Origin of the sequence: Streptococcus oralis, assembly GCF_016127915.1 — a bacterium.
In the GTDB taxonomy this organism is placed as follows: domain Bacteria; phylum Bacillota; class Bacilli; order Lactobacillales; family Streptococcaceae; genus Streptococcus; species Streptococcus oralis_BO.
Genome location: NZ_CP066059.1, coordinates 1,334,186 through 1,344,871, shown reverse-complemented (window position 1 = coordinate 1,344,871; position 10,686 = coordinate 1,334,186). Strand labels below are relative to the sequence as shown.

9 protein-coding genes are annotated in these 10,686 nt (G+C 42.9%); 2 read left to right on the top strand and 7 right to left on the bottom strand.

All coding sequences use genetic code 11. The features are described 5' to 3' along the window. Positions 1–306: 306 nt before the first annotated feature. Positions 307–4,023, top strand: coding sequence for a pullulanase (locus I6H78_RS06575; RefSeq protein WP_198459174.1), 3,717 nt, complete (start codon positions 307–309; stop codon positions 4,021–4,023). 84 nt (positions 4,024–4,107) lie between these two features. Here the strand turns inward: I6H78_RS06575 and I6H78_RS06570 are convergent, their stop codons facing one another. From I6H78_RS06570 to I6H78_RS06540, 7 genes are read right to left on the bottom strand one after another with little or no spacing between them, the layout of a single operon-like run. Next, positions 4,108–4,872, bottom strand: a complete 765-nt coding sequence (locus I6H78_RS06570; RefSeq protein ID WP_198459173.1) for an amino acid ABC transporter ATP-binding protein — start codon at positions 4,870–4,872, stop codon at positions 4,108–4,110. A 9-nt stretch (positions 4,873–4,881) separates the two neighbouring features. Further along, entirely contained in the window at positions 4,882–5,604 is a 723-nt protein-coding gene (locus I6H78_RS06565) for an amino acid ABC transporter permease (protein WP_198459172.1), read from the bottom strand. A gap of 3 nt (positions 5,605–5,607) precedes the next feature. Continuing rightward, positions 5,608–6,300: an amino acid ABC transporter permease gene (locus I6H78_RS06560; protein WP_198459171.1), complete on the bottom strand. Its 693-nt coding sequence runs from the start codon at positions 6,298–6,300 to the stop codon at positions 5,608–5,610. 32 nt (positions 6,301–6,332) lie between these two features. Then, positions 6,333–7,211, bottom strand: coding sequence for a transporter substrate-binding domain-containing protein (locus I6H78_RS06555; protein WP_049520823.1), 879 nt, complete (start codon positions 7,209–7,211; stop codon positions 6,333–6,335). 11 nt (positions 7,212–7,222) lie between these two features. Then, the gene (locus I6H78_RS06550) at positions 7,223–8,221 is read right to left on the bottom strand and encodes a uroporphyrinogen decarboxylase family protein (protein ID WP_198459170.1); all 999 of its coding nucleotides are present in this window, start codon (positions 8,219–8,221) and stop codon (positions 7,223–7,225) included. 2 nt (positions 8,222–8,223) lie between these two features. Then, on the bottom strand, positions 8,224–8,427 hold the full coding sequence (locus I6H78_RS06545; RefSeq protein ID WP_000837735.1) for a hypothetical protein: 204 nt from the start codon (positions 8,425–8,427) through the stop codon (positions 8,224–8,226). Positions 8,428–8,438: 11 nt separating this feature from the next. Then, positions 8,439–9,443, bottom strand: a complete 1,005-nt coding sequence (locus I6H78_RS06540) for a uroporphyrinogen decarboxylase family protein (RefSeq protein WP_198459169.1) — start codon at positions 9,441–9,443, stop codon at positions 8,439–8,441. Between the two features lie 367 nt (positions 9,444–9,810). Here I6H78_RS06540 and I6H78_RS06535 point away from each other — a divergent pair, with 367 nt between their 5' ends. Next, positions 9,811–10,668, top strand: a complete 858-nt coding sequence (locus tag I6H78_RS06535; protein ID WP_038805822.1) for a 5'-nucleotidase, lipoprotein e(P4) family — start codon at positions 9,811–9,813, stop codon at positions 10,666–10,668. Positions 10,669–10,686 lie beyond the last annotated feature (18 nt).

Here is a 10,686-nt window from a genome sequence, read left to right as displayed (position 1 = left end):
AAAAACCTGAAAAAAAGCACAAAAAGAGCAGCTAAATCTGACTTTTTCAGAAGATTTAACTGCTGTGAGCCTTGTCTGGACAATATTTCAGACAAAACCTACGACAAATGATTACTCATATTATACCTTATTTAGCTAGATTTTTCAAGGTTTTTTTACTATTTTTTAAACAATCTTTTCCTATATATTATTTATAATTTCAAGAAAATGAAGCATTATATTTTCTCTTAAAAATTAGGAAAACGCTTGCACTAATGTTTACCTCATGCTATACTGTTAGGGAACAACTACACAAGGAGAATTGTGATGAAAAAGATCCCATCTCAAACTGAGAAAAAAATGATTTACGGTATCCGTTCCTTGAAGAACGGAACTGGTTCTGTCCTTATTGGTGCCAGCATTGTCCTGCTTTCTGCTGCAATGCCAACTATTTCGGCCAACGAAAACCTGCCTCAAACTCAGGAAAATACCAGCGCTGTGACCAAGGCCCCTACTGAGACTGAAACGAGTCAAACTCAAAAGGAAACGCCTATTTCTGAACAAAAGAATGCAAACGCTTCCCTTGATTCTAAAAAGGAAGCTCCAGCTGCGGAAACTACTACAGCACCAGAAACACCTAAAATAGAAGATGCTACTACAAGCCAAGCTAACAGCAAAGAAGAGAAAGTAGATGCCAGCATTTCGACGCCAAGTTCTGATCAAAAACCACAAGCAGACACTAGTTCTGAAGAACCCATCGCAGACAACCACTTCCGCATCCATGTAAAAAAACTCCCTGAAGAAAACAAGGATTCTCAAGGTCTTTGGACTTGGGATGATGTTGAAAAACCGTCTGAAAACTGGCCCAATGGAGCCAAGTCCTTCAAGGATGCCAAGCAAGATGACTACGGCTATTACCTAGATGTCAAACTCAAAAATGAGCAAGCCAAGAAAGTCAGCTTCCTTATCAACAATACCAAGGGAGATAACCTGACAGGGGACCGTTCGGTAGAGCGCCTCTCTCCAAAAATGAATGAGGCTTGGCTAGATGAAAACTACAAGGTATACAACTACCGTCCTCAGCCAGCAGGAACTATTCGTGTCAACTACTATCGCACCGACGGGAACTATGACAAAAAATCTCTCTGGTATTGGGGCGATGTCAAAAAACCAAGCAGTGGAGAATGGCCTGACGGTACTGACTTTACCGCAACTGGAAAGTATGGCCGCTACATTGATATCCCACTCAATGAAGCTGCTAGAGAATTTGGATTTTTATTACTAGACGAAAGCAAGAAAGGCGATGATGTGAAAATCAGAAAAGAAGATTATAAATTCACTGATCTAAAAAATCACAGTCAGATTTTCCTCAAAGATGATGACGAAACCATCTACACCAACCCCTACTACGTTCACGATATCCGTATGACTGGTGCCCAACACGTGGCTAAATCTCGTATCGAAAGCAGTTTTTCTACCCTCGTTGGAGCTAAGAAAGACGATATCCTCAAACACTCCAGCATCACTGATTACCAAGGGAATAAAGTAGCTATCACAGACGTGGAAGTGGATGAGGCAGGTAAAAAAGTGACCTACATCGGCAACTTCTCTGACACCCAACACCTGTACACTGTCAGCTACAATTCAGACCGTTTTACCACACGTTCAAGCTGGCGCCTCAAGGATGAGTCCTACAGTTACGATGGTCCACTCGGCGCAACTCTAAAAGAAGATGGAAAGCGTGTTGACCTCACCCTCTGGTCTCCAAGCGCTGATAAGGTTTCCGTTGTCGTATATGACAAGAAAGATCCTGAAAAAGTAGTTGGAACTGTCGCCCTTGAAAAAGGAGAAAAAGGAACCTGGAAACAAACTCTGGATGCAAACTCTGGTCTCGGTATCAGCAACTACACTGGCTACTACTACCACTACCAAATCGAGCGCCAAGGTAAAACTGTCCTCGTTCTTGACCCTTATGCCAAATCATTAGCGGCTTGGAACAGTGACCTAGCAAAAACAGATGCCGCTCATAAGGTCGCTAAGGCTGCCTTTGTCGATCCAGCGAAGTTAGGTCCGCAAGACTTGACCTATGGAAAGATTCGTAACTTCAAATCACGCGAAGATGCCGTTATCTATGAAGCTCATGTACGTGACTTCACTTCGGATCCTGCCATCGCAAAAGACTTGACCAAGCCATTCGGTACCTTTGAAGCCTTTATCGAAAAATTAGACTATCTCAAAGACTTAGGTGTGACCCACATCCAACTCCTTCCAGTCTTGTCCTACTACTTTGTCAATGAATTGAAGAACCAAGAACGCTTGTCTGCCTATGCTTCAAGCAACAGTAACTACAACTGGGGATATGACCCTCAAAACTACTTCTCCTTGACTGGTATGTACTCAAGCGATCCTAAGGATCCAGAAAAACGTATCGCTGAATTCAAAAACCTCATCAACGAAATCCACAAACGTGGCATGGGGGCTATCTTGGATGTGGTCTACAACCATACTGCCAATGTTGATATTTTTGAGGATATTGAGCCAAACTACTATCACTTTATGGACGCAGACGGAACTCCACGTACTAGCTTCGGAGGCGGTCGTTTGGGAACAACCCACTACATGTCTAAGCGTGTCTTGGTAGACTCTATCAAGTATCTAGTTGAAACCTACAAAGTAGATGGTTTCCGCTTTGATATGATGGGTGACCACGATGCGGCTTCAATCGAAGAAGCGTACAAAGCTGCACGCGCCCTCAATCCAAATCTTATCATGCTAGGTGAAGGCTGGAAAACCTATACTGGTGATGAAAATGCACCTGTACAACCTGCTGACCAAGATTGGATGAAGAAAACAGATACTGTCGCAGTCTTTTCAGACGACATCCGTAACAACCTCAAGTCTGGCTATCCAAACGAAGGTCAACCTGCCTTTATCACAGGTGGCAAGCGAGATATCAACACTATCTTTAAAAATCTGATTGCTCAACCAACTAACTTTGAAGCAGACAGCCCTGGAGATGTTATCCAGTATATCGCAGCCCATGATAACTTGACCCTCTTTGACATCATTGCCCAGTCGATCAAAAAAGACCCAAGCAAGGCTGAAAACTACGCTGAGATCCATCGTCGTTTGCGACTTGGAAACCTCATGGTCTTGACTGCTCAAGGAACTCCGTTTATCCACTCTGGGCAGGAATATGGACGTACCAAACAATTCCTTGATCCAGCCTATAAGACTCCTGTTCCTGAAGATAAGGTTCCAAACAAGTCTCACTTGTTGCGCGACAAGGACGGCAAGCCATTTGTCTATCCTTACTTTATCCATGACTCTTACGACTCTAGTGATGCTGTCAACAAGTTTGATTGGACCAAAGCAACTGACGGCAAAGCATATCCCGAAAATGTCAAGAGCCGTGACTACATGAAAGGTCTGATCGCCCTTCGTCAATCGACTGACGCCTTCCGACTCAAGAGTCTACAAGATATCAAAGAACGCGTCCACCTCATCACTGTGCCAGGACAAAATGGCGTTGAAAAAGAAGATGTGACCATCGGCTACCAAATCACTGCTCCAAACGGTGATGTCTACGCTGTCTTTGTCAATGCGGATGATAAGGCTCGTGAATTTACTCTAGGAACTGCCTTTGCTCACTTGAGAAAGGCTGAAGTCCTGGCAGATGAAAATCAAGCCGGACCAGTAGGAATCGTTAAACCTCAAGGTCTCGAATGGACTGAAAAAGGCTTGAAATTGAACGCTCTCACTGCCGTTGTTCTCCGCTTGTCTCAAGGTGGTGCCATTGTCGCTCCAGCTGTGGAAGAAAAACCAGAATTTGATCTTTCTAGCTTGGAAGTTGAACCAGAACAAGGTCAAGCTCAAAACCTAGCAGCCAATCCTGAAACTCAAGAAACTGCTGCAGAGGCTCACTCTCAGAACCTCCTTCCAAACACAGGAACTGAGAGCAAATCCCTCCTTGCCCTTGCTGGATTCAGCATCCTTGCCCTTCTCGGACTTGGATGGTTGATAAAAAACAAGAAAAAGAAATAACCTAGCCCTCCTATAGAGAAAACACCCCATGGTTAGAAGAATCTTCTAGTCATGGGGTGTTGTTTTTTATGATACACTTATCTATCAAATCATATATTCTACGCTATAGGTGGCATCTGATAAGATACGAGCTAGAAACTGCTTGGTTCGTTCTTCCTGCGGACGACTAAAGAAATCGTGGGGATTGTTCTCCTCTACGATACGGCCTCCATCCATGAAAATAACGTGGTTAGCGACATCCCTAGCAAATCCCATCTCATGCGTGACGACCACCATGGTCACACCTTCTCCCGCCAACTGTTTCAGAACATCCAAAACATCTCCAACCAACTCAGGGTCTAGTGCCGATGTTGGTTCATCTAGCAAAATGACCTCGGGCTTAACGGCAATGGCACGCGCAATTCCTATTCGTTGTTGTTGCCCTCCAGATAGCTGAGAAGGGTAGTAGTCTTTGTAGGCCAGTAAACCAACTTTTTCCAAGGCAGATTCTGCACGTTTGAGCGCTTCTTCCTTGGGAACTTTACGAGCGACGATTAGACCTTCTAGAATATTTTCCAGAGCAGTTTTATTTGCAAAGAGATTGTAGTGTTGGAAAACAAAGGCTGTTTTTTGGCGAATTTCTAGAATGTCTTTCTTGCTTAATTTGGCTAAGTCATAGGTCTTTCCTGCCAATGCCAAACGGCCGCTATCAGCTTTTTCTAAGTGGTTGAGACAACGGAGAAAGGTCGTTTTCCCCGAACCCGATGGTCCTAAGATAACGACTACATCCCCTTGGTTGACCTGGAGATTGACATCCTCCAAGACCTGTCTCTCTCCAAATGTTTTTGCGATATGTTCTACTTGTAACATCCTGTCCTCCTATACAAAACGCGCGCTAGATGCTTTTGCACTCTTTTCTTTTTTCACATAGCCTTTTTCCAGTAGGGAGAAGCCCCACTGAATCAAACCACAGATCAAAATATACTGCAAAAAGATCACAAAATAAGACTCAAAATACTGGTAACCGTAGGACGCTTCCACACGAGCAATAGCGGTGATGTCCTTGATGGTCATAACAAAGACCAGGGAGGTCCCTTTGACGATATTGATCACCAGATTGGCCAAGTTAGGCAAGGCTGAGCGCAAGGCTTGAGGAAAAACAATCCTTAGATAGGCCTGGGTCGTAGTCAGCCCAATCGCATGCGCTGCCTCTAGTTGTCCCTTGTCCACCGTCAAGATAGCTGAACGCAAAATCTCCGACAAACTCCCGACTGTCATCAAACTATAAATGATAAAAGCATAGTAGAGAGGATCAAGTTTGAAAATATCAAAGTCACTTCCTATACTTTTGAGAAATTGATTCAGCAGGCTTGGAAACAAACTATAAAAGAAGAGAATCAATAAAATCGGAGGAGTCGCTCGGATAAAGGCCAGATAGACCAGAGAAAAACTCCTCACCCCTCGAACCTTGTAAATCTGCCCCAAGGCCAAAAATAGAGCCGGTAAAAAGCTTAAGACCATAGCCACAATCATGATAATCAAGGTGATTGGCACACCCTTCAAGGTCTCCAGAAAGGTCTTTACAATATAGTCTAAATCCATTTCTTACCTCCCTTTTGTTTCCAAAGACTTCTCAAGTAAACGACTCAAGCTAGAAATAACCAAGGCAATCCCCCAATAAAGAAGCGCAACTGCAGTATAGGTTTCCAGCGAGTAGTTCCCTAAATTGCGACTGATCAAGAGATTGCCTGCCCCCATGACATCAACAAAACCAATCGTATAAGCCAAGGCAGCATCCCGCATGAGATTGAGAATAGCAGTCGTTATGTTGGGAAGAGCAACTTGAAAAGCTTGAGGAAAAATGATTCTCCAAAAAGTCTGACTTGGAGTCAAACCAATACTAAGCCCGGCCTCTGTCTGCCCCTTTGGAATAGCTTGATAGGCCGCCTTGAAAACCTCGGCAATAATAGCCGCAAACAGGAGAATCATCGTCAGGAGAACAAAAATAGTTTTAGACCAGTTGTTGATATCCAAACCAAGCCACCATTTCAGAAATTCTGGCAAGCCATAAAAAACTAGAAAAAGCAAGACAATCGGCGGTGTACAACGAAGGGTAAAGATATAGCCTTTGGAAATCGCTGCAAAACTCTTGTCTTCTCCTACTTGCCCCCAGGCCAAGAGACCTCCAAAAAGGGAACCAAGAAGAGTGGTAAAAAAGAGAATGGACAAGGTCATAGGAAGTGCCTGCCATAAGGTCGGCAAAAACTGAAAGACCTTGGAAAAATCATAAGAAACCATGCAAAACCCTTTCTAGTCTTGGAATTTCTGGTCTAGTCTTTGTCTACATAACTAAAGACATCTTCTTTAAAGTATTGCTGAGATAGCTTAGCAAGCGTACCATCTTCTTTCAACTCTTTGATTGCTTTTTCGTATTCTTTAGCGAATTTCTCACCCTTTTCATCACGGTGAATCAAGGGATAAGTTGGAATACCCTTGTATGGGAACCAGCTGAGTTTGTCCGCATATTGGTGGTAAGGGCCATCTTCTGCGGTAACTGCTTTTTCAAAGGACAGTTTGATATCAAAGAAGGCGTCATAACGTCCTTCCAAGACCCAGGCATAGGCATCTGCCACTTTGAAGGATTCCGCTGCTGTTAGCTCAATCGGTGCGTCCTGATGTTTTTCATTGTAGCTGGTGATGACATTCCATTGAGCATTCTGTGGAGAGATAGGAACCAATTTCCCTTTATTCTTAGCAAAGTCATCAATGGTTTTGTATTTCTGTTCATCTTCTTTTCTGACAGTAAATCCGATGATGCTCGCTCCGACTGGTTCAGATGGAATGACAAACTTTTTAGCTCGTTCTTCTGTGTACCAAGCTCCCTTGGTTCCAATGTCATACTTGCCTGATTCCAGACCAATCAAAAGGTCGTCATCACTGGTACCCGTATATTCAAATTGATAGTTTGCCAACTTTTCATCAACAGCCTTCAAAACAGCTACTTCATAACCATCTGATTCCCCTTTTTCATTGACAAAATCATATGGCACATAGTTTTGTGTATGGGCAACCTTCAAGGTTATGACTTCAGCAGACGAAGCCGTTTCTCCCTCCTTGGCTGGAGCGCCAGCTAAACTTCTCCCGATAATCGTTGCCCCAATTACTGCAACAACTGCTACACCACCGATAATCCATGCTTTTTTACTCATCTTTTTCTCCTTTAGTTTTCAAGCGCTTCTCTCACCCACTGGATACGTTCAACTGCGATATCACTTGGAATGGTACAATCTGCCCCAAGTACCAAGCCCTGTTCCCCAGCTTCTGCAACTAGTTTCTTTGCCTCAGCCTGAATGGCGTCCTTGCTACCAGTATACAGCAAGCCTGTCTTACCATTTTCGAATCCTCCAAGAACCGTACGTCCCTTGAAAATCTTACGACCTTCCTTGAGAGTGATTCCCTCTGGTCCTACAGCCCAGTTAAAGACTTGGGCTGGATAGTCTGCAAAAAGGTGAATATCATTTCGCGCTCCCTCGTAGCCACAGATATGAAGAACAGTGACACCACCAACAGCACTAGCTGCTTCCAGAACCGTTATCTCGCTAGGTGCAATGACGGCTTGATAATCTGCTGCCGACACTCGTTGATCTTGGATACTTTGCACGCTGAGGTAGATTCCGTCAGCACCAGCCTCTTCGATGACAGCTCGACTGAGACTCGCAATATCCTCTGCAATCACATCCAACACCTTTTTAAGGGCTTTAGGATCTTCCACCAGAAAGTCTGCAATAAGGTCATCGCCACCAGACACTTCCCCAAGCAGCCACTTGAGATAGGTCACAGGAGCAAAAATATTGTAAATCGCAACGATATCTTCTGTGAACTCTTGCTTGATTTTCTGAACCAAGGCCACCTGCTCTTTTATCCAAGCGTGATCTGGTCCGAGTGGTTGAATGGTCGCCAATTCTTGAAGTGATTTTCCTTTGGCAATCGCTGGATTTGGATAAGCAAAGTAGCCATCACTCATGAGTTTGATAAAGTCTGGCTGAACTCCTCGGATAAAGCGCTTATGCCCCTCGATATTCTTCTCGATAATGACTGGATTTGAGAATCCTTGTAACCATTCGTCTTCTGATGTGAAATGGTGCCAAAAACCAACTGGCACACGATCAACCTTTTCACCTTTAAATGCTTTTAAAACCCATTCTTTTTTTTCTGACATTCTTATTCTCCATTTCTTACTTTTTCAACTAATAAACTGCTTGCGATATCATTCGAGCGTAGAAAGGGGAGACTGGACTTGGAAAAATCCTGAACTCCACGACATCTCTCTCCATTTTTGCAGTGCCCATTTTTTACGACACTTATGGCGATCAAGGCCAGCAAACCGACAACTGCAATGAAGATGCCCCATCTTTTACTTTTCATAGCCCCTCCTTTTAGAGAACCGCTGCCTGCCGAATCCAGTCCAATCTCTCTAAATCAAAGTCATCTGGAACAGTACAGTCAGCTCCCAGAAGAACGCCTTTACTACCCGCTTCAGCCAGTAACCGTCTTGTTTCATTTTGCAATTCCGCCTTGGAACCTTGATAAAGCAAACTTTTCTTGCCATTTTCAAATCCACCTAAAACAGCCTTTCCTGGAAACAGCTCTTGCCCCTGTGTCAAACTAACATCCTCATGGTGGGTCGCCCAGTTGACCACTTGCGCTGGATAGTCCTTAAATATCGTCACATCATTACTCGCACCTTCAAAACCACAGATATGGAGGATATTGGTCCCACCAACCCGATTGGCTGCCTCCAAAATCGCTATATTGCTCGGTTCGATATAGGTTTGGTAGAGTGCTGGTGTGATGCGCTCATCTTGAATTTCCTGGGTGCTGAGGTAAATTCCATCAACACCGCCTTGCTGGATGATTTTCTGAGTTAGGATAGCAATATCTCCTGCAATCACATCTAGAATCGCTCTGAATTGCTCAGTATTTTCAAGCAATAAATCAGCTACTTCCCTATCTCCTCGAGAAGTTTCTGTACGGAACCAGCGCTTGAGGTAGGAGATCGGTGAAAAGATATTGTAGAAAGAAGCAATCTCTTCGGTAAAGGTCTCTCGAATCGCTTGTACCACTTCCACCTGTTGCTGAATCCATGGGTGTTCCTCACCAATCGACTCAATAGAAGTCAGCTCCTGAATGCTTGCAATCTTAGGATTATAGACATTACTTGGATAAAGGAAAAAACCGTCGCTCATAATTTTGACAAAATCAGGACGAATCCTTTCCACATAGTTGCGATGCCCATCAACACTTTTTTGAAAGATACGTGGATTATTTAATCCCTGTCCCTTTTCTTCGAGTGTTACAAAATGAAACCAAAATCCCACAGGAACTCTTTCCACTTCATCGCCTCGAATCGCTCTAAAGACTAGATCTCTTTTACTTGCCATACCTTTCTCCTTCCATTTGGATTGAAACCATCTTACCACTCCTTTTCTCCTTTTCCCAATATATATTGACTATCAACTCGATTGGAAATTTTTATATCTATAAAGAAAAAAATCCCTGAAAAGCTTGATGTTACTAGCCTTTCAAAGATTTACTTTATTTTCATCTATTTTTCAAAAAGGAGCTGATATAGATTTTCTATCAAGCCGATTGGAAAATTTTATATCCATCTTCATTCCCAAATTAAGTACATAATTTTATCCTAATACCAAATTACTACTGAAAAATTTATTTTCTCCCGATATTTCCTTGCACAAATCCCATAAAAACGCTACAATATTAATAGACTATTATTAGGAGGATGGGATTATGAAAATATCCAAAGTTACCGTTACAATTGCTTCTACACTTGCTTCCGTCATTTTACTGACTGGCTGTGGTACAAATTCGGCAAATTCACAGACAACACAAAGTAGTACATCTGATAATCAGGTTACCATGACCTATGATCAGTTGCGTTCAAGAGAAAATACTATGTCAACTCTTTGGTATCAAAAAGCAGCTGAAACCAAGGCACTCTATCTACAAGGTTACAATGTTGCTACCGATCGTTTGAAAGAACTACTAAAAACACAGACAGATAAACCCTACTCTATCGTTTTGGACTTAGACGAAACCGTATTAGACAACAGTCCTTATCAAGCGCAAAATGTCAAAGATGGAACAGCATTTACCCCAGAAAACTGGGATGTCTGGGTAAAAAAAGCCGCAGCCAAGGCTGTACCAGGTGCTAAAGACTTTCTCCAATTTGCAGACCAAAACGGTGTCCAAATTTACTATGTATCTGACCGCACGATAGATCAGGTAGATGATACGATCAAAAACCTAGAAAATGAAGGAATTCCTGTACAAAGCCGCGATCATCTCATGTTCTTAGAAAAAGGTGTCAAATCTAAAGAAGGTCGTAGACAAGCAGTCCAAGAAAAAACCAACTTAGTTATGCTACTAGGAGACAATCTTGTGGACTTTGCAGAGTTTTCAAAGACCTCTGAAACTGAGCGCGACCAAAAATTAGAGGAATTACAAAAAGAGTTTGGTGAGAAATTCATCATTTTCCCTAACCCAATGTACGGATCATGGGAAAGCACTGTCTACAATGGTAATAAATTGGATGCCAAGGGTCAAACTGAAGAGCGCCAAAAAAACTTACAAGGTTTTGATAAATAAAATAAGAGATCTATCTAC

Bases quoted from the DNA above. Each gene is read 5' to 3' on its own strand.
- I6H78_RS06575 (WP_198459174.1), top strand. From the start codon at position 307: ATGAAAAAGATCCCATCTCAAACTGAGAAAAAAATGATTTACGGTATC.
- I6H78_RS06570 (WP_198459173.1), bottom strand. From the start codon at position 4,872: ATGTTACAAGTAGAACATATCGCAAAAACATTTGGAGAGAGACAGGTC.
- I6H78_RS06565 (WP_198459172.1), bottom strand. From the start codon at position 5,604: ATGGATTTAGACTATATTGTAAAGACCTTTCTGGAGACCTTGAAGGGT.
- I6H78_RS06560 (WP_198459171.1), bottom strand. From the start codon at position 6,300: ATGGTTTCTTATGATTTTTCCAAGGTCTTTCAGTTTTTGCCGACCTTA.
- I6H78_RS06555 (WP_049520823.1), bottom strand. From the start codon at position 7,211: ATGAGTAAAAAAGCATGGATTATCGGTGGTGTAGCAGTTGTTGCAGTA.
- I6H78_RS06550 (WP_198459170.1), bottom strand. From the start codon at position 8,221: ATGTCAGAAAAAAAAGAATGGGTTTTAAAAGCATTTAAAGGTGAAAAG.
- I6H78_RS06545 (WP_000837735.1), bottom strand. From the start codon at position 8,427: ATGAAAAGTAAAAGATGGGGCATCTTCATTGCAGTTGTCGGTTTGCTG.
- I6H78_RS06540 (WP_198459169.1), bottom strand. From the start codon at position 9,443: ATGGCAAGTAAAAGAGATCTAGTCTTTAGAGCGATTCGAGGCGATGAA.
- I6H78_RS06535 (WP_038805822.1), top strand. From the start codon at position 9,811: ATGAAAATATCCAAAGTTACCGTTACAATTGCTTCTACACTTGCTTCC.